At 47.7% G+C, this 19,855-nt stretch carries 15 protein-coding genes; 1 reads left to right on the top strand and 14 read right to left on the bottom strand.

Features of this window, described 5'->3' with window-relative positions:
• Positions 1–182: 182 nt before the first annotated feature.
• From KDK19_RS00220 to hpaR, 11 genes are all read right to left on the bottom strand, one after another.
• Positions 183–521 carry a hypothetical protein gene (locus KDK19_RS00220; RefSeq protein WP_257275556.1) on the bottom strand — a complete coding sequence of 113 codons (339 nt, stop codon included), beginning with the start codon at positions 519–521 and terminating at the stop codon, positions 183–185.
• A 71-nt stretch (positions 522–592) separates the two neighbouring features.
• Positions 593–3,889: a PAS domain S-box protein gene (locus tag KDK19_RS24210; RefSeq protein WP_257275555.1), complete on the bottom strand. Its 3,297-nt coding sequence runs from the start codon at positions 3,887–3,889 to the stop codon at positions 593–595.
• An 81-nt stretch (positions 3,890–3,970) separates the two neighbouring features.
• On the bottom strand, positions 3,971–4,222 hold the full coding sequence (locus KDK19_RS00210) for a hypothetical protein (protein ID WP_257275554.1): 252 nt from the start codon (positions 4,220–4,222) through the stop codon (positions 3,971–3,973).
• A gap of 4 nt (positions 4,223–4,226) precedes the next feature.
• Positions 4,227–9,317 carry a hypothetical protein gene (locus tag KDK19_RS00205; protein ID WP_257291085.1) on the bottom strand — a complete coding sequence of 1,697 codons (5,091 nt, stop codon included), beginning with the start codon at positions 9,315–9,317 and terminating at the stop codon, positions 4,227–4,229.
• Between the two features lie 487 nt (positions 9,318–9,804).
• Positions 9,805–10,911, bottom strand: coding sequence for a fatty acid desaturase (locus KDK19_RS00200; protein WP_257275551.1), 1,107 nt, complete (start codon positions 10,909–10,911; stop codon positions 9,805–9,807).
• 105 nt (positions 10,912–11,016) lie between these two features.
• Complete coding sequence (gene hutG, locus KDK19_RS00195) at positions 11,017–11,991, bottom strand: formimidoylglutamase (protein WP_257275549.1); 975 nt, start codon at positions 11,989–11,991, stop codon at positions 11,017–11,019.
• A 44-nt stretch (positions 11,992–12,035) separates the two neighbouring features.
• Positions 12,036–12,326 (bottom strand): hypothetical protein, encoded by a 291-nt coding sequence (locus KDK19_RS00190; RefSeq protein ID WP_257275548.1) that lies wholly within the window; start codon positions 12,324–12,326, stop codon positions 12,036–12,038.
• The gene (locus KDK19_RS00185) at positions 12,307–12,588 is read right to left on the bottom strand and encodes a hypothetical protein (protein WP_257287388.1); all 282 of its coding nucleotides are present in this window, start codon (positions 12,586–12,588) and stop codon (positions 12,307–12,309) included. Before KDK19_RS00185 ends, KDK19_RS00190 begins: the two co-directional genes overlap by 20 nt.
• Positions 12,589–13,017: 429 nt before the next feature.
• Positions 13,018–14,544, bottom strand: a complete 1,527-nt coding sequence (locus KDK19_RS00180; RefSeq protein WP_257275547.1) for a Na+/H+ antiporter NhaC family protein — start codon at positions 14,542–14,544, stop codon at positions 13,018–13,020.
• 331 nt (positions 14,545–14,875) lie between these two features.
• A complete protein-coding gene (locus tag KDK19_RS00175) occupies positions 14,876–15,304 on the bottom strand; it encodes a cupin domain-containing protein (protein ID WP_257275546.1) in 429 nt (142 codons plus the stop codon).
• Positions 15,305–15,457: 153 nt separating this feature from the next.
• Complete coding sequence (gene hpaR / locus KDK19_RS00170) at positions 15,458–15,880, bottom strand: homoprotocatechuate degradation operon regulator HpaR (RefSeq protein WP_257279960.1); 423 nt, start codon at positions 15,878–15,880, stop codon at positions 15,458–15,460.
• 416 nt (positions 15,881–16,296) lie between these two features.
• Here hpaR and mmsB point away from each other — a divergent pair, with 416 nt between their 5' ends.
• Positions 16,297–17,196, top strand: coding sequence for a 3-hydroxyisobutyrate dehydrogenase (gene mmsB / locus KDK19_RS00165; RefSeq protein ID WP_257275575.1), 900 nt, complete (start codon positions 16,297–16,299; stop codon positions 17,194–17,196).
• Here mmsB and KDK19_RS00160 read toward each other — a convergent pair whose 3' ends face one another.
• The 3 genes from KDK19_RS00160 to KDK19_RS00150 form a co-directional block, all read right to left on the bottom strand.
• A complete protein-coding gene (locus KDK19_RS00160; protein ID WP_257275574.1) occupies positions 17,197–18,048 on the bottom strand; it encodes a S1 RNA-binding domain-containing protein in 852 nt (283 codons plus the stop codon). It lies immediately after the preceding gene.
• A 29-nt stretch (positions 18,049–18,077) separates the two neighbouring features.
• Positions 18,078–18,557 (bottom strand): GNAT family N-acetyltransferase, encoded by a 480-nt coding sequence (locus KDK19_RS00155; RefSeq protein ID WP_257291084.1) that lies wholly within the window; start codon positions 18,555–18,557, stop codon positions 18,078–18,080.
• A gap of 127 nt (positions 18,558–18,684) precedes the next feature.
• The gene (locus KDK19_RS00150) at positions 18,685–19,593 is read right to left on the bottom strand and encodes a pseudouridine-5'-phosphate glycosidase (protein ID WP_257279957.1); all 909 of its coding nucleotides are present in this window, start codon (positions 19,591–19,593) and stop codon (positions 18,685–18,687) included.
• Positions 19,594–19,855: the final 262 nt, after the last annotated feature.

Genomic DNA, 19,855 nt, shown 5'->3' with positions numbered 1-19,855 from the left:
CTCCGACCCCCACAACCCCATTGTGGTGCGCTACCAGGCTGCGCTACGCTCCGACTACGCTTCCGAGGATCTGGAAGTGCCCCGTTGACGTCGCCGTATATTACCTTGGCGGCCGTATTTTGCAAGGGGTATCTGAGACAGATTCGCTACGGCCGAAGCTGGGGAACTCAGTCCTCTCGGGCTCAGTGCAGCGTTTCGTCTTTGATGCTGTGAAATCTGGCCAGCACTTCGTGTATCATTCTCATCTTCTTCATAATGCCCTGGATCTTATCTTTCTGGTTTTCGGGTTCCATGATGGGCAGGCTTTGGATCTCCTCATTTAATTCGATCAGGTAGGGCAGAAAACGGTTAGCGGAGGCACTGAAACCTGCGTCCTGCTGAAAAATGGCAGAAAACTTGCCTTTCTCTTCTTTTTGCAGAATTTCCAGCTGTTCATCGGCACTGAGTGCCAGTGCATAGATGTCTTTCAGGGTGAGAGTCAGTTTATCCTGAATTTCCTGAATAATTGAGGTTGAATTCATGGGTTTCTCGATGGGGTAAATAATGGCGCAGTATAGGTTAATACTGAGTGCTGTTGTAGTAATTTGCACTCTCAGGCCGGGCTTTTGTCAGACTGACTCTGCAGTTGCTCGTAGAACTTTTCCAGCTCGTCCATGTCACAGGCTTCGGCTATTTGCAGAAGATACTGACAATACGTTTGCAAGTGTGCTTCTTTGAATTCATTTGTTATAGACGTCAGTTCTTGTATATCACCAAACTCAAGGACCTGGGAGACTTTTCTGAGCAATGCTTTTTTATGAGTCTCATCCAGTTTTGGCAATTCTGAAACTTCCGCTTTGTCGGTGGCTACTCGTGATTTTCTGATATTCAGTTTCAAATGGCTGGCCACTACTTGTAGGAGATAATTCACCTTGAAGGGTTTGGCCAGGACACCATCAAATCCTTTCTGCTTCAGGCGCGTATGGATGTCAGAGCCTGCGCTGGCAGTCACAGCGATTACTTTCAGATTTTTCAGCTCGGGATTCAGACGAATATGTTTCAAAGTTTCTATCCCATCCATTCTGGGCATTCTGATGTCCATCATGACCAGTTCGGGTTTCCGGGTTTCGAGGCAGGCCAGGGCTTCCAGTCCATCACAGGCTTCCAGCGTTTTAAAGCCGGCTTCTTCCATAATGACCTTGAGCAGGTCACGGTTTATTTCCAGATCATCAACAATCAGTGCGGTATAGGTCTGATTGTCAGCAAGTATCAGTTCCACCTGATCGGAAGAAAAGACGTTATCGGTGTCCAGTGCCGGAACTTCTTTCAACGGGATTGAAAACCTGAAGCTGCTGCCCTGGCCGACGTGGCTGGTAACCGTCAGGTCGTCTCCCATGGCTTTAACCAGGTGTCGGCTAATGGCCAGACCCAATCCTGTGCCCCCTGACTTCAGGCTTTCATCTAATTGCCTGAAGGGGTCAAAGATAATTTCAAAATTTTCCGGATCAATGCCAACACCGGTATCTTTCACTGAAAAGCAGAGTCGCTCATCCTTCACACTAATAAGGATTTCAACGGAGCCTTCTTCTGTGTATTTGATGGCATTACCCAGAAGGTTGGTCAAAATTTGTCTTAGCTTGACATCATCCACCTCTATCCAATCCGGGACTTGCTCGTCAATGTTCAATATTAGCTGTAAGTCTTTATGCTCTGCCCTTGGGACAAACAACTCCCGGGTTTCCAGCAGCAACTGTCTGAGGTTAACCGATACCGGGTGCAAATCGACGCCCTGAGTTTCAATTTTTGTGAGATCAAGAATGTCGTTAATCAAAGTCAGCAGGTGTTGTCCGCACCGTTCAAGTATGGCCAGCTTCCGGTGTTGTCCGGGGTTCAGTCCTCCTGATCGCTGTAAAACCTGCGCATAGCCAATGACACCGTTCAATGGTGTTCGTAACTCATGACTCATGCAGGACAGGAACAGGCTTTTTGAGCGACTGGCGGTAATGGCTTCGTCCCTTGCTGTCAGCAGGGCCTGCTCAATCTGTTTACTTTCCGTGATATCTCTGATGACAACGGATATAAGAATACCATCGCGGGTAATCAGTGGATTACTGGTTAACTCAGCAGGAAAGGTGCGTCCATGTCGGTCAACGGCTTCTGTTTCCTGACGGAACAGTTGTGTTTGTTTCCAGGCCCTGTCCAGCAGAGGGCTGATCAGAGGATGGTTCTCCCGTGATTGAGGAGGAACAAGCAGAGAAAGGGGCATATTGATCAGATCATCCCGCAGAAAACCCAGCAGTTCGACCGCTCTGGAATTGACCATGACAATAATGCCATCCGGATTCAGGATAATCATGGCATCCGGTGCAGAATTCAGCAGAGCCTTGAATTTAAGGGTGTCACTGACCCGCTCAGTCACATCATTGGCCAGTCCTTCAATCACTCTTTGCTGCCCGGAAGTCATGGCGTTCCAAAAAAGCTCAATCCTTCGTGACTGCCCCTGTTTATTCTGGATATCCAGTTCGAAAGCTTCTACCGGCTCACCTCGCAGTACCTTCTGAAAATTGACTTTGAAGGCGCAATTGCCCGGATCATGGCTCAAAAAATTCTCCAATGGGCCGGAAAACTCCTCACTACGGAAGCCCAGGACCGATTTTACCGAACGGCTGATATGGACAATCTTACCGTCAGTGTCGAGTTGGAAATAAAAGTAGCGTCCTTTTAATCCCTGAACGATATGCCCCATATTGTTGGCTCTGGCCTGGTGCAGGGCATGGTCTCTGGCATCAAGCCACTGAGTCAGTTTGACGAATGAACGGGCCAGTGAGCCAGCTTCGTCTCTGGAATGGGTATCGGGTAGTTCCACAAGCTTATGATGTTCGATAAAGGTGTCCATGCAGGATTTCAGAGTAATCAGGGGGGAGGTGATTTTTTTGGAGGCATACCAGATGCCACCGAGGATCAAGAGCAGGGAGATCAGCATGATAGCAATGTCCAGCAGGGCTATATTGAACACACCCTGGAGAGCGTGCTGTCGACTGACTGAGGTATAAAGCCACCACTGGGAAGAAGAAACCGGGGCACCGAAGAACCAGTATTCTTTTTGATACTGAGGGTTGGGGAGCCAGGCCCGGAAGGTTTCGGCGCGACCGGAATCAACCCACTGTTCGATCTTATTACCAAATCCTTCAATACCGTATACTTCGCCGGTTTGGCGCAGGTTTTTATGACCAAAGCGGTTCGCCTGAGTGCTGTCACTGTACAGGTAATCACCGCTGCGGTCGACCATATTGAATTTCCAGAGGTTGATTCCGATATTGCGTCCTTCAAATAGCTTGGGGTTAATGACATCGTGGACCATACCGTTGATATCAACATCCAGTTTAAGCAGATGCCCATCGCCCGGTTGAGCGCTGGGTACAATAAAGCTGACCAGCCTCTTTCCGGTTTTGACATCCCTATAGAGCTTGCTCCAGTAGTCATTGGGTCTGAGAAGCTGCTGCCAGCTTTTGCCAAGTTCAGTCGGGGGGAGTGCTGCCAGTCGGGTGGGTTCTGCTTTGTTTTTGCGTTTATTGATACAGGCTGAAGTGACCGTTTTTTTAGTATCGATCCAGCAGACTCTGGTCAGGAAGGGGCTGGAAGCCAGAATGCTGTGAAGCAGCGGGTAAGTTGGGTAGGTTTCGGTCTGTAATAAACGAACCTGGGCTGTTGCCTGGGACATGATTTCCTGAGTGTAGGCATCCAGGGCACGGGCAAAGTGCACAATGTTATTGCGCATCTGTATCTCAATTTCATGGGAGGATTCCTTGAAAGAGGTATAAATATGCAATGCACTCAGCAAGTTATAGAAGAGTGTAACGGGAACCACTGTGAAAAGAATGATTTTTTTTCGAATAGAGGGTTTGACCACGCCCTGCCTCAAGCAAAATCTTAGCAACCTGTTCAGGATAGCTAAGGGAGATAAAGTTGCCGGGTGAATGTTTCGATCCGATCAACTACTTGAGACATTGCTCATGACCAGAGCCATAATAATCACCAGCCAGCGAATCCAGTATGTTACTTCAAGTCGGCTGCAAGTTATCCCGGTTGTACCTTGAATGCACTGGCTGAAAGCTTCAAGCCCTGCTTCGACTTCATCGGACTGCTGTTTGACTTGTTTGTGTAGATCTTCCGTTCTAACTGAGGACGCTGTTGCCATCAGATTTCCAAAGTTCGGAGGCAGGTTATCCAGAAAGATGTTCATTCCATCATTGACAGAGGAGAAAGCTGTAGCCTCGGGGGGGGGGGATTGACGATTCAGACCCGGCTTTTATGAGAATGGTTGGCTGTACTGAATGCTTTAGAGATGGGTGGCCCGATGCTGTTGTCGCGGGGAGATTGAGCTGGGGCGAGGTGACAGGATATAACATCAGATTTGCCGCTGAGGCATATGTTGGCACAACAGGGTGCCAGTGATTTCCAACATTGATAATATTCCGGGGAAGTAGTGGCGCTTCCAGGCCGCCATGGAATAGCGTCAATGTGTCCGGATCGTTTAGCCATTGCATGATCTGTAGTTGATCATGACTGGGCACTGGCATTACTTCCAGATCCGGGTGGCCAGCCGTTGCCGCAATTAACATAGCTCCCAGTGGTTCCTGGGGGTTGTGAATAGCAGGCGTTACAATCATCACATTCAACGGCGTATTGGCTGCCTGAAGCAAAGGCATCAAGAGGTGTTCTACTACATTGGAATCTCCCCACATGTGCTGTCCCGGCTGAAAGGGCATGAGGCCCTCAAGCATCTGGAAACCAGCCAGGCTGGGGTTGTTCATGAGATGGTTAAGGGCTTGGGCTCCAAGTCCAAGAAATAACATGTGAGGCGTTAACACAAGACTATCTTGATGCGATTGTTGACTCAGTTGCTGAACCAGATCATGTATCAGGTACTCGTGTTGGGTTTGACCTGCCACTACCGCCAATTGGTTAATCAAGTCAGCCAATACAAGATCAAAAGCTGTACTATTACCAGCATTGATGATCAGCTGATTCAGGAGACTCCATTGGCTATCAATGTCCATCTGGTCCAGGTTATTCAGAATGTGGTTGTAGTCCACTGGCAGGTGTCGTGGAAGTTTCCGTAAGAGTCGTTTGAGCAGACTTTTTAGCCAGGGGTTGCCATTGGCGAGCAGGTTTCTGAGCTGGAACGAGAGATTATTTCTCGTAGCATCATTTTTTAAAGCCAGAAAAATAATGTTTCGAAATAAACCGCCAACAATGTAACCATGAACGCCATGATTGGCATAAGGCATAGTCAATACCAGTTTTTTTAGCAGGGATATGATATGGTCGATCAGCTTTCCAGCACTTTCCGGCCTCATGTTTAATAAGTGAACCAGACTGTTATACAGACAGAAGTGGTCTGCCGCTACGCTATGAACCTGGCACCATTGTGATTTCAAAGCATTGAGCGCTTGCTCTTCTGCCTGATGCAGTTTTGCCTGGACTGCTGCTTGATGATCCCTGTACCGGGTCAATTCTGCCTGTGACAGTTCCGTGATTCCCTGTTGCATCAGCTCCATCTGTTCACGAGGATTCAGGGAGAGGTTTTCCAGTTTGATCCGTTTTGTACGGGACGGCTGCAAAGTCGGGGGTGTCGATGATTGCCACTGGATTGCCTGCCTGACAGCGTAAGCACTTCTTTTAGCTTTTTTGTCTTTTTTGGTTTTAACGGATTCAGGAAGTTTCAGGGTGAACCACTGATCGTCATTTTGTACTCTCAAGACTCTGAGAAGGTAGTCGTACTTCCTGTTCTCACGAATCCATTGATTTAAATGTGCAAGGGGGACGGTCACTTGTTTTACCTGACGCAATTCTCTGGCCCCGGCACGACTCAGGATTGATTGAATCACAATGATTCTGGGAGGTGAGGGGGGAGGGGTGGAGTGATGAGCGGTATCGGTTATCATTTCATCGACAGAGGAGGAAAGGTCAATAATCACCAGAGGCTTTGATTCGCGACTTGGGGTTCTGTGCCCCATGACCTCCTTGATCGCTTGAATCAGTGTGTCCCTGTGGGTGTAACTTGGAAACTGCACTTTGTCATGACTGGGTATTAATCTGAGCTCTCTGGCCAGGAATTGGCGTTCATAAACACGGGGTTTAAAACGCAATCTGACTGTCTCTGGCAGTGGGTAAACGACAGAGACAGGAAATAAAAGGTTAAGATTTTCCAGAGCCCTGGCCCAGTTTTGGGATCTCAGTCGGCTATAGGCTTCAGGAAAGGTTGTAGCTTCTGCCTGTACAATGTCCATGGGGTAAATCCCCCATTTTTTCATCAGTTCGGTAAGGCTTTTTCGGGTAAGAGTACCGAAAGAGTAACCGGTTGACAGCAGTTGGCTGTCCGCGGTTGGCTGGGTCAGTTCAATGTGTGTTGATTGTTGGCTGAAAGAAGTACTGTTTTTTTTCAGTCTTGTTGCCGGCAGAGCTGCAAAGTCTGTTTCATCAAGGGGCCTATCCTCTGGCTGCTGCCCTGTGGCAGAGGCTTTTTCACCAGAAAACAAAGGAATACCGGTATCGGATAAAATTTCCCGGATGAGTATTTCAAGCATGGAGTTGTTTGCTAACAGGCGTATTTTGTCTTCGAAAGATTTTTGTCCAAATGCCCTGTTCAGGGCAGTTCTGATTTTGTCTGAATACTTCTGGTTGACCTGTTGAATCCATTCATCCTTAGTGATTTTATCGAGCTGTTGCTGCTCATCTTCTGGCAGGGGCAGCTGGTGTTGGTTGACCAGGTGAAGCCAGAAAAGCTGTTGTAACTTGCTGAATCCATTTTTAAAGGCTTTCAGGCTTTCTTCAATAATTTCATTGGCCTCAGTCGGATGTTCATCAAATAACTCGGCAACTGCCGAGTCTGGCCCAGTCGTCATATGCAGACTTTGGAGTCGGTTTGAGTAAAAACGGTTGACTCTTCGAATGAGGTAGTCCCTCTCGATTCTTCTTAAGGTTCTCTCATGTTTTTTTCTCTGTTCGTTTGCATGCCCGGGTATCTTGCCGGCAACGACGTGCCAGTTGATAAGCTGACTTAACTTAGCCTCATCGACCAATGTGCGATCGGCCGCTACCGAATTCACCAGTGTTCTCAGGGATTCGCTGGCCACTACAGTGGGCTCACTACCGTTAGCCTCATTGGCATCGAGTTCAGAAAAGCGACGTGCCAGCGCTTTTGAAAAGGCTTCCCGGTATTTTTTGTCTACGATGCGCAACCACCAGTCCTGTTGATAGTCAACGGGTAGATAGAGCTGATGATGAAACTGCTCTGGCCGCATCTCCCTGGCCAGTTTCAAAAGGTAATGGTGAAGCTTTAGCTTGAGATTATTTCCAGAGCTATCGTTTCGATACTGAATTACACTTTCAGCCGAAATCTCATCGGGATCAAAGAACAGGCGTTCCAGCGGTAGTTTGCTGGCATCAGTGCTTGAAATGGGTCTCTGATACAGATAGTCCATATAGCGTCGGCGGAGTTCCGGAGTGGATTGCCACTCATCCACAAGCATCAGACGCGTTCGGTCTATCAGCTCAGGCATGATGTCATATGCCATATCGCCAGCGTGATAGGCAATGTTTGCCAGAGATTTAATAATCAGCTTTTTAGCATCAGCCCAGCTTTTAATCTTTTCCTGATACACCCGGTAGGGGTTGTAGCCTAGAATCTTGCTAAGCATTGCGGCTTCAGGGCCGCCATCGAAAAGCAATTGATCGAACAAGACCAGAGAGCAAGGGTGGAAATCAGTCAGGTCAGCATGAGTGACCACGTCACGGAGGTAGAGATTGCGCCTTTTCCACTCTTTGCGATAGGCAAAGCTGACGGCAAAATTATCGGGTTTGGCATCGCAGCAGATTCTATGGGCACTATTTTCATTGCCCAGTTTTTCCAGGTTGTTATAGATGGCAGCGATCACTGCGTGCAGAATGCGGCTGACCGCTTCTGCGTAGCTCATTTCGTGAACTTCTTCCGTGCTGTCCTGAGATTTGATTGACATGGCAATTTCATCAGGTCCAAAGTCAAGCAGACCTTCGATGAAATTTTCGGCCAGTTGATCTTTTCTGAGATGACGCTGGATCATATAGATGGAGTATCCCTCTCCGGCTCTGATGCGCAAGAGTCGGGTGGGTTCCAGGTTGACGCCCAACTCCCTGTAGAGCTTCAGGGCCGCTTCGTGGGTTAGCAGAAAGTTATCGGCGTCCCTTCTGTTTATGTAACCGGGGAAACGTCGCAGAGCCAGCCCGGGGAGAACATTATCCAGGGTGAAAACGACGGAAAACTGGCCTCTTCCAATCACCCTTGCATGGGCCTGTCCTATAGATTCGTACTCCGAAGACACGTCTACGCTGACGCCATCCTGTACGTTTAGGAATTCACCTTGGACATTTTGCTCAAAGACCTCAAGGAACTTCTGATAGTCATCATCTGTCACCGGGTAAGCAGAGGTGTCTGACACCTGTTTTTCAACAGGATTATTGAAAACACTACTCTGGTCATAAAAGTGGCTGGCTGTCCTCAGATCGTGAATGCTCTTTTCATCTTCCAGAGTCTCAAACTCCACGCAGACCTCACAAGTTGAGTTTTGACTGTTGATATAGTGGCAGAAAAAGGTTTGTTTGAGTTTGTTCTTTGAGTCGAACCTTGTTTCAGCAGTGGGTACGTCATGGTTAGGCACAAGAATAAACGTTCTCTGCTTGGGCTGAGGGTCACCACTTTTACGATTCTGCACCCTCATTCTTACACTGAGCAAGGTCTCTTCATCCGGTCTGAACGTAAAGGGATTACCTCCTGCTGGTAGTTGCTTAAAGGTAGAAAGATCGACTCTCTGAAATGGCGGACCAGTGACCAAAGCCTCATTGTCGTAGTCAATGTGCCAGGAAGTAAACTGTAGACTGCCTTCCGGAAATGGATTGCTCATGGAGAAGGGGTGTACTTCAGGGTTGTCTGGTAAGACAGGTGATCCCATCAAGGGGCTACCTATGGGGGTTGAACTCAGTTCAGAGTCGATTAGCATATATTCTCTGCTATCTGTTCGGGAACGCACTATATGGACTCGCCAATATTGATTCCGCATAGCAGAGGTGTCTCTGGTGCTTTGGGCAATTTCTCCCAGCATTTTGAAATAACTTTCATACTTCTTGACCTGTTCGACATTTTCCAAAAGGCTGCCCGAGGCAGATGGAGCTACCGAAAAAGTGAGAAGAGCGATAGCCATGAAATTGGGATATTTGTCCCAGTTATTACGGGGCAGAAACAGGCCAAGGAAGAGCACATAAACCGTGATCTTTCCCAGAAGAGCCATGGATCTCGACAATAATTTAGCCAATTTACCGCAGATAGTTCAGTCGTTATTTATTGATGCCTAGCCTTTAGCCTTACCTTTAGACAGTTTCCCTTCGGCTTTGCTACCCAATGTCATGTATGTGCTTGAACGGTCAAAAAATTATATTTATGAACTCTCCAGATTAGACCAGTCTTTCTCCGAATATGATTGTAAATGTTTAATTTCTTTTTGGTTTGGATGCTGAAGTGAGTTTGAGCGAAATCTTGAACACTGCAGATCAGAGGTATCGACCCATTGTCGATGCTTCTGAGGATGGTGGCTTATGGGAGGTTGAAGTCTGCAAGGGCTGTGATGAGCGAGTGGAAAGTGACCTCCATTGGTGAGGTGTCAGTGCAGCCAGACGCTGAAAGAGATACACAATCGTTCGTCCTGAACTTGCCGAACGATTGTGGCACCGCACATCGACAGGCTCAGTGCGAACGGAACAACGCTGAGCTCTACTCGTAGATTTTGATCATCAGGTTAACAGGCCTGCACGGGCAAGCTGCCAGCGTTTTTGTTGCTCTTGCATGGAAGATTTCATCTCTTCATATTGCTTATGAAGCTCTGAGTTTTCCCAGTTCTGTTTAAGCTCTTCTGCTTTGTGCTCAACCCACTTCTGGCGAAGCTTGTTCCAGTCGTGCCAGGTGCTGCTCACCACTTCATACTGCTCTTCCAGCTTTTGCAGGGCAATCTGGCAGGTCAGTCTCTGGCTGGCATATTTGTACTGCATATCGATCCGGGCTTTTTCAATCCGGTAATCGCTGACTCGTCTCAGTTTGCCCGTCAGGCCGATTTTTGAGAAGCCGAAGATCAGCCACTTGGTTGGATCAAAATGCCACCAGCGAATGCCGTTGCGGTAGTCATACTGAAAAATATGGTGGTAGTTGTGATAGCCCTCACCCCAAGTCACCAGAGCCAGGATACCGTTATCCCGGGCGGTATTTTTGTCGGTGTAAGGTCGTTTGCCCCAGATATGAGCCAGAGAGTTAATAAAAAAAGTAAAGTGATGACTCAGTACCAGCCTCAATACGCCGCCCAGAAGTATCATGGCAATAACATCGCCCATCAGGAAACCTGCCAGCGTTGGCACACCCAGATTCATCAACAGAACCAGTGGCACGTAGTATTTCTGTTGCCAGACGACAATAGGGTCTCTTTGCAGGTCTTTGATATTAGAAAAATCACTGGCCTTTGGATCGTAGTCCCGAAGCATCCAGCCAATGTGGGAGAACCAGAAACCACGACTGGCAGAGTAAGGGTCTTTGTGGTGATCGTCGACAAACGCATGGTGGCGGCGATGACCTGATGTCCAGTTCATGATGCTGTTCTGAATCGCCATGGCACCCCAGATTGCAAACCAGAGACGCAGTGACCAGTGGGCTTCATAGGTCTTGTGAGACCATAGCCGATGGTAGCCAGCAGTAATGGCTGTACCATTAAACATAAGGATTAATCCTGCAACGATCCATTCACGGAGTTCAAAACCATGGGTAAAACCGTACCAGGGAACAAGGGTGACCATGGCTAAAAACGTTAGTGAAAAAAGTAACGTGGTCACCCAAATAAGACGGGGTTTCTCCATTTTACGCTCATATAGTGTTTATCCGGAAAGCATGATTTTCGCACAATGTTTCTACGCTGTTAAGGCGAAATAGTAGCTGCGCTCCCTCAGCATGTGCACCCTTTGTTATTCATTCGGTTGATCGGTGAGCTGGTTAATCAACCAGGCAGCCAGCCTTGCTGTACGCAGATCATGATCAAACTCAGGGTTGTATTCAGCAACATCTATCACCCGTACTTTCGCACATTCCTTGATGGTCTGCAGAAGGGTTGCCGTTAGGTCCAGGGGAATTCCCCTTACCGCCGGAGCACTCACCCCCGGAGCCTGGTAAGAGGGAAAAGCATCAAGATCAATGGTTAAACAAACATGATCCACCATAGAGGTGAAACACGTCAGTTCTTCGATCAGAAAATCGAGATTATCTCTATGAACCTGATCATCGGTGATATAGGCTACATTCAGCTCATCAGCCCGTTCGAACAGCGCCTGAGTGTTACTGCTGCGGCTGATGCCAAGACACATACAGTGAAAGTCAAGATTCTGATGCTCGCAGAACTGAGCCATCTGCCAGAAGGGGGTTCCGGAACTGGCTCCTTTCTCTGGCTTTCTCAGATCAAAGTGGGCATTGAAATTGATCACACCAATATTCAATCCTTTGAGGGTCTTGTGATCGTGGATAAGAAAGTCTGCCAGCCCTTTAAAACTCCCCCAGGCTATTTCGTGTCCACCCCCCAGGCCGACTGGTAGCATGCCATCCCTGAGCGCTTTCACCAGCGCCTGGCTGAATTGATCCTGTGCGCTTTCCAGGTCGCCATCCTGACAGTGAACGTTGCCCAGATCATAAAGTCCATCGTCTCGATTCCAGGGAAGATTGGCGAGGCATTTTCGAATCAGGTCCGGGCCATTGGCAGCACCCACTCTGCCATGATTACGCCTGACACCTTCGTCGCTGGCCAGCCCGATTAGCACCAGACCACTGGAGCCTGAGTGTTCTGAGTAGGGTTTAACTTTCTGGTGCCAGCGTTGTGTCTGCTGCGGGTCGCCGTCGTAATCTTCCCGGCCGTTCCAGACATTGGTTTCTACAGGTTTTAACTCAGACATGAGAAGTGGGCACTCTTACTCTGGAATACCGCCCCCCCAGGGCTTCAGCAGCTTTCAGTGATCCGGGGAGGCGGCGACCGGTTCAAAGCTGTTTTTGTTTCAGGCTTCTGGCATCGTCTGACTTCAACGTTACGGAGCGTGAGCGAAAGTCTATCAACAGTGAAGAAGGCTGCCAACGCCATGGGTATGTCTGACATTCGACGTTTTCCAATTGGAGAGAGCCGGGATTCCATCAGAAAATAAAAAGCCATTGGCAATAATAATGTAGCAACTGTGACGCTGTTCTCCAGTGCTTTCAGACCTTCTTCACTACTCTCACATTGAAAAATGTTCAAGAATTGTCACTTCAAACTCTTCTAAACCAATACGAATTCGAAGTGTTTGAGCTTCAAAATCATAACTTACGATGGCCACATTGCTGACAAGATATCTATCTCCATACTTGTATTCTATTAAATATTCACCACATCTTTTGTGGATGGTTGCCGGCTCACAAGAGCATGATTCATAAGGGGACGTAATCTTATACACTTCGTATGAGTGGACAGGTAATGATATAAGAAAAACTAATGCAAAAAAGAGGGATCTTAAACTCATCTGACACACCTGGATTGTGGTCTGGCTGAATCTTCTCGTTTTGATTCATGTTCAAGAATGACAACTTCATAGCGACTGAAACCAACGCGAATTTGAAACGTTTGGGCTTCAACGTCAAAGCTTTCGACATTAATCTGACGGGTTAGATAGCTCCCACCACACCTGTGTGCCATATAATGTAGATCATCTATTTTGAAAATGGTTGCTGTCTCACAAGAGCATGATCGGTAAGGGAAAGGAGTCACAACCTTATAGACCTGGTAAGCGTATACAGGTATTGGTATAAAAAAAACTAATACAAAAAAGAGTTTTCTTAAACTCATTTAACGCACCTGAGTTGCTGCACCAGTGAGCACCTTAAATCAACGTTTACATTCGAGATGTAAACGCAAGAGTAATCTGCAAGACGTATTTTCTTAATCAAAAAACCTATGCAAAAAAGTAGGCAGTTGCCGTCCATAAACAAGCGGCTAACGAAGCAGCAAATATTGCTGGAATGATCTGAGACTTCACATGATCCATCAGATCGCACCCTGTGGTCATCGAGCTTAATATAGTCGTGTCGGATATGGGTGAACATTGATCGCCGAACACGCTTCCATTTAACACTGTGGCAAAACATATCATCATGAACAGCTCTGGATTGGCTAATGACTGTGATTGTGCAATGGCCCAGGCCAGAGGCATGGCGAGAGGGAAGGTGATCGCATAGGTTCCCCAGCTTGTACCCGTTGAAAAAGCAATGGCCATAGTAACCAGTTGTAAAATAACCGGTAATAACCAAAAGGGAAGTTGTTCACCAAATATTGACACTACATAGGACCCGCCGCCAACTTCCTTGCTGATACTGCCAATGATCATGGCGAGCATCAGGATGACTGAAGCAACCACCACACCTTTTAATCCATCACCAAAACCTTCAATGACATTGGCCAATGACATGCCTTTGACCAGGGCAATGGTAGCAGATAGCAACAGAGCGGTTCCGAAGGCCCAGTTTACTTTTGGAGTACCCAAATAAACGAACGTCAGGACAGCGATACCAATCAGACTGACCAGAGGAATAATGAATTCCAGAACATGCGGGTTGTAATGATCGGGAACGTTGGGCGTTTGCAATTCTGTTGAGCTAAGTGGTTGTGCACCTTCAGCGTCTAACTGACCCGTTTCCATTGCTCTTTTATTAGCCTGTCTCATGAGGTTCCCAGAAAAACAAGTAATATTCAGGCACAGTAAAAGTGTTCCTGTAACAGCCAAAATGCTGTAAAAACTGAAAGGAATACTGCTAAAGAAAAAAGCTAAACGATCTGCTTCCGTTGCCAGAAATGACACGCCTGGCACAAAAATAAATGCCTGAACGTAGGCAGGCCAAGCGTTGAATGCCAATACAGAAGCGATGGGTGATGCTGTTGAGTCGACAATGTAACTCATTTCTTCATGGCTGACTTTGGCTTTGTCGGCAATCGGACGTATTGTAGTGCCTACCAGCACTGTACTTATTGTCCCCCCCTGAAAAAACAGTACCCCCAGAAGCCATGCGACAAGCTTCGCTGAACGTTGGCTCTTTACAAAGTGTTTGGTCATAAATGTGGCAAATGCTTGTGCGGCACCCGTTTTAGACCAAACCCCCAAGAGGCCGCCAAGAAGCCACAAATACAGCAATAATATAGCTGCAGTGCCTTCTTTAGCTAAGTTGGGAATAATCACTTTGTCAGTCAGGTCGTATCGACCGAGCATGATTGAACCAATAATGATGCCGCCCAACAAGGCTGTTAATGGCTCTCTGGTGAGCAAGCATAAGGCTATCGTTACTAATCCGGGAAGAAGCGACCAGAAGCCATAGTGAAAGGCGGGTTTGAGCAATTCGACATTGCTTTCGTATTGGTGGTTACTATTAACTGCAGCCAAAATCCCCAACAAAAAGACTATCAACGCAAAAATATTGTAATTCTTCATTGATCATACCTTTCGTAACCAGAAGAACTCAGATGGATTTAAGCAACAACTATGGCAGCCTGCTCAGTGTAGACCTTAAGCCGCGGGCACCGGGCGAGAAACTATTCTGGTATAGCTCTTGGCATAGTATTAAATGATGTGAATTCATGCAGCCCGAGGCTTACCCGGGCAAACTGATATAGTGCTTATTCACTGTATCGCCAGCCTCAGAATATGGGAGCCTGTCTTGGACAGTTTCGTCATGCTGCAAGGTGACTGGAATTGAATTTAAGAAGCTGTCGCAAAACGTTGGTTCCCACGCGACAGTCTCTCCAAACCGGGGATCTATCGGTTATGGTTCTTCTTTTTTTAGCACCGTGATAGCCTGACCTTCATCACCGGCGTAGACGACAATGATTTCTGCAGGCTCATCAGATTTGTTTTCGCCGTAATGCCATTCATCCACCATCTCAACCAAAGCCTCACCCGCTTTCAGCTCCAGTTTCTTGCCATCGGATAAGCGGACAACTGTGAGCTTACCCTTAACCAGGTAGCCTGCATTGATAACAGGGTGCTTATGGATAGGCAGTCTTGAATGTGGGGCAATGGCAATGCGAAGCACATGGACTTCAGGGTTCTTGAGGTTGACTCCTTTCAGAGAGTTACCATCCCAACTGGTCGTGCTGTGCGCCAGTACTTCGGTAGAAGACTGGCCAGCAGGAAAAGTGAAAGAACTACCAATAGCCAGAAACAGAGCGGCGCTTTTTAGAGCGGTTTTCATTATAATTTTACTCCGAAGGGATTGGTTGATTTATTCACTAAAGAAAAATCAATCCTGATCTGATCAGTCTACCACCCGTCACACGTCTGAACGTACTTTAATGGCTGTTATGCAGCCGGTATTCAGTCGCCTGTAGAAGTAAAATAATGGATCTCAGTTGGTTAGCAGGCTGACTTCATCAAGTAACTCTTTCAGCCGTTCCATCTTTTCCTGACTTAACCCCTGGGTAAGACGGCTATAACTGTTTTCCACCATAGGGGTCATTTCGTCCAAGAGTTTTCTGGCTTTTGGGGTTGCCTTGACCAAAATGCGTCGATGGTCTTCTGATGACTTGCGGCGGCTGACATAATCCTGTTGTTCCAGACGCTGGATAATGCCCGTCAGACTGGGGCTCAGGATGCAGCAAGCATCAGCCAGCTGTTTGGTTTCCATCTCATCAGCGTCGTTCAGAACCCGCATCACCCGCCATTGCTGTTCGGTAATGGAGTGCTCCTGCAGCATGGGACGGAAGAAGCTCATGGCTGCCTCTCTGGCCTTGAGTAACTTGAGTGGTAGAGAATCTTCGTACTTGCGCATCGTGTTTAGTTTACAACAAATAACTATGATTGGCGGATTGTGTGCATCTTGTTCCGGATAATCAAGACAATGATGTAATTAATTACATGCTATTTATTCGTACTCGACAAAAAAACAGTAACTGTATCTCTAAAGGGTATGCGACCGGAATATTCACCTTCCTCAGAGGCATTGTCAGAAGTATCAGCATTGTATACATGCAGATGAGTGCATTCTGAAGTGCAGTCTCGTCTGGCCTGGCCGTGTGAAAAGTGTTCAGTGAGTAGGCTTTAATGAGGGGTTCTGACGCATTGAAGCCGTCTTCACAGCATGAAATACACAGGTTTTAGTTTTAGTCGAAATCCTGCATATTATAAACGTACTACTCTGTTTAATTGTGCTGAGATGACAACAACAAACACTCGGGAGTGCGGATCATGGCAACGGTTGCGTTTATCGGCCTTGGCAATATGGGAGCGCCCATGGCAGCTAATCTGGTCAGGGGTGGTCATGATGTGAGTGTATTTGACCTTGTTCCTGAGGCAGTCAATGCTCTGACCGCTTTGGGAGCAAAAGCTTCGGGCAGTGCAGAGCAGGCATGTTCCGGGGCTGAGTTCGTTATTTCAATGTTGCCCGCTGGCAAGCATGTGGAAAGTCTTTATCTGGATCAGGGGTTGCTGGATTCTGCTCCGGCCTCTGCCATTCTTGTCGACACCAGTACTATTGATGCGGATACCGCCAGAAAGTTATCGGCGGCTGCCGTCGAGAAAGGGAAGTCAATGGTGGATGCGCCGGTGTCCGGTGGCGTTGCCGGCGCGGCAGCAGGTACTCTGTCGTTTATGTGCGGGGCAGCCAATCCTGAAGTGTTTGAAAAGGTGAAACCTTTACTGCTGGATATGGGGGAAAATGTCTTTCTGGCGGGTGGGCCAGGTGCGGGTCAGGTGGCTAAAGCCTGTAATAATATGTTGCTGTCTATCTCGATGATAGGTACCTCAGAGGCGCTTAATCTTGGCGCTAAAAATGGCCTCGATCCTGCCGTACTTTCTGACATCATGCTGGCCAGCTCGGGTAAAAACTGGGTTCTGGAGGTGTATAACCCATGTCCTGGACTGATGGCGAATGCTCCGGCTTCCAGAGACTATGAGCCGGGCTTTATGAGTGAACTGATGTTGAAAGATCTTGAGTTGGCAATGGCGGCTGCCAGTGGCAGTGAGGCCGTTACGCCTCTGGGTGGCCTTGCTTATTCTCTCTATAACCGCCATGTTTCCGGGGGGATGGGCAAGAAAGATTTTTCCAGCATCTTTCAGGCTATAGAAAGTTTGCAGTCAGAAGGTTAATCACTGACAGCTACGGATACCTGATGCTTCAATTTGAATAAGACGCTGCTTGTATAATCCACCCAGTGCCATTTTGAAAGCACGTTTGCTGGCTCCAAAGGCCCGTTTTATTTCAGCAGGATCGGTTTTATCGTTCATGGGAAGAAAACCTCCGGCGGCTTCCAGCTTGTCCATGATCTGCTGGCTGAGAGAGTCCATCGCTTTTTGGTCAAAGCCGGGCTTTTTCAGACAGAGGTCAATTTTCCCATCCGGTCTGATACGCTTGATATAGCCTTGTACTTTATCACCCAGTTTGACTGAGTCGTTTACTTCCTGACTGAAAAGCAGTCCCTGATGTTTGTTGTTGATAATCGCCATGTAGCCAAGGTCGGTTTTGTCGTGAATCAGGAGGGATACAGGTTGGCTGTTTTGATACTCTCCTGCTGAGCGATCAATAAACTTGTGCAGCTTGGAGGATCCGACTATGCGTTTTGTCTGTTCATCCTGATAGAGATAAACAACATAGCGCCCGCCTTCACGCATGCGGGTTTTTTGTTCACGAAACGGTACCAGTAGATCCTTGCCCAGATTCCAGTCGAGAAAGGCGCCAATCTGGTTGACTTCTTTGACTTGCAGGGCAGCAAACTCACCAATAGAGGCCAGAGGTGTCTCTGTCGTTGCGATCAGATGGTCTTCGGAGTCCAGGTAGACAAAGACATCCAGTTCATCCCCAATAGTGCAGTCTGTAGGCACATGTCTTTTGGGTAGCAGGATTTCATCAAACTGTCTACCATCCAGAAATACACCGAAGCCTGCTTTATCGACGACTTTCAGGCGATTTTTCTGGCCAATTTTAACGTACTTTCCAGACATATCTGTTCCTTTGAGCGAAAGGTGAAAAGTCAGAGTTTTTTCTCCCAGAACAAGGCGTGTCCGAGGTGTTCATCCAGTGCGTAACCTTCGAAGCCCAACTTCCGGTAAGCGGCCTGTGCAACAGGGTTGCCTTCCAATACTTCCAGAGTGATTTTGCAACACCCTTTTTCTATGGCAACTTGCTCAACTTTTTCAAAAAGTTTTCTGCAAAGACTCTGACCTCTGAATGACTCATTAACGACCACATCATGGATGTTGATCAGTGGTTTGCAGGCAAAAGTGGAAAATCCTTCCAGGCAGTTAGCCAGAGCGGCTGGTTGCCCATCAACCAGACAGAGGACAGAGAATGCAAAAGGACGTTTTGCTAATTCCTGAATCAGATGTCCCCTGGCGAAGGTGCTTAATGGCATTCCTCCGCCCATTGGGTCTTTGGCATAGTGGTCGAGTAACTCAATAATGGCCTGGCCATGGTCGGGGTTCGAATAATCGGCTACGAAAATATCGGGCATGTAAATGATTTCTGATAAATGGAGTTAAAGAATTTAGAAAAGTATTCTTGCATAACGGATCTTGAATGGATAGCAGCCCGACATGGTTCTGAGTCGGGTCGCTCAGTCAATCCTGATGTTACAGTGATTAATTGAATTGGCGGGCAATCATGGCCGCCAGCCGGGTGTTATTTCTGAGCATGGAAAGATTCGCCAGCAGCAGCTGCTCACCATGATGCTGGTAGAGGTGCTCAAGCAGGAAGGGTGTCAGGGCTTTACCGTGTATGCCTTGTTTCTCTGCATGGTAAACAGCATCATCGACTTTGGGAGAGACGTCTTCCCAGGGTATTGCGTATTCTTTGGGGAGCGGGTTGCAGATCAACAAGCCTCCGCACGCTGGCAGAGTGAGCTGACACTCAATAAGATGAGCCGCCTGTTTGGCAGAATTGACGCTGAAGTCAACCGACAAGTCAGAGTCACGGCTGTAATAGGCGGGTAGTCTGTCAGTTTGGTAGCCAATAACCGGAACGCCGTGGGTTTCGAGAAATTCAAGGGTTTTCGTCAGGTCCAGAATCGCTTTGGGGCCACCACAAACCACGGCAACAGGAGTTCGACCCAGCTCGATCAGATCAGCGGAAATATCGAGGGTCTTTTCGCCCTGCTTATGGACACCGCCAATACCACCAGTGGCCATTATCCGTATCCCAACCATGGCCGCAATCATCATAGTGGCTGCCACGGTGGTCCCTCCCGAATATTCGTGGCTGATCAAGCCTGCCAGATCTCTTCGGCTTGCTTTGTGAATCGAATTATCCTGAGAGGTGATAAATTCCAGCTCTCCTTTCGAAAGGCCAGCTTTTATCCTTCCATTGATAATTGCAGTAGTAGCGGGCTGAACGCCTTCATCCAGAAGTATTTTTTCCAGCTCAAGAGCGACCTCTAGATTCTGGGGGAAGGGCAGTCCATGGGAAAATACGACGGACTCAAGTGCTACAACAGGGATGCCAGAGGTCATAGCGGTAGTGACATCCGGATGAATATCAAGAAAGTTATTCACGACAACACCCTCTGAACTGAACGAAAAGCCGGAGTTTAATCAAAGTGAAACATAGTTCAGAGGTTTCGTGTGTGCTCAGATAACGAGTACATGTTCATCGCATGGTAGCGATGTGTCGCTGTGACTTACTCCCCGGAACTTTTCATTGTTTATCGAATCAAAAACTATAGTACCAAATTAAAAAACTAATATGGAGGTTACGACTATGAACCCTTCCTGTATTGCCGGAGTAAACGGATACCCGACGCCTGCAAGATCCGAA

Origin of the sequence: Endozoicomonas sp. ONNA1 (assembly GCF_024606325.1) — a bacterium.
GTDB lineage: Bacteria > Pseudomonadota > Gammaproteobacteria > Pseudomonadales > Endozoicomonadaceae > Endozoicomonas_A.
This window is presented reverse-complemented; position numbering and strand designations above follow the sequence as displayed.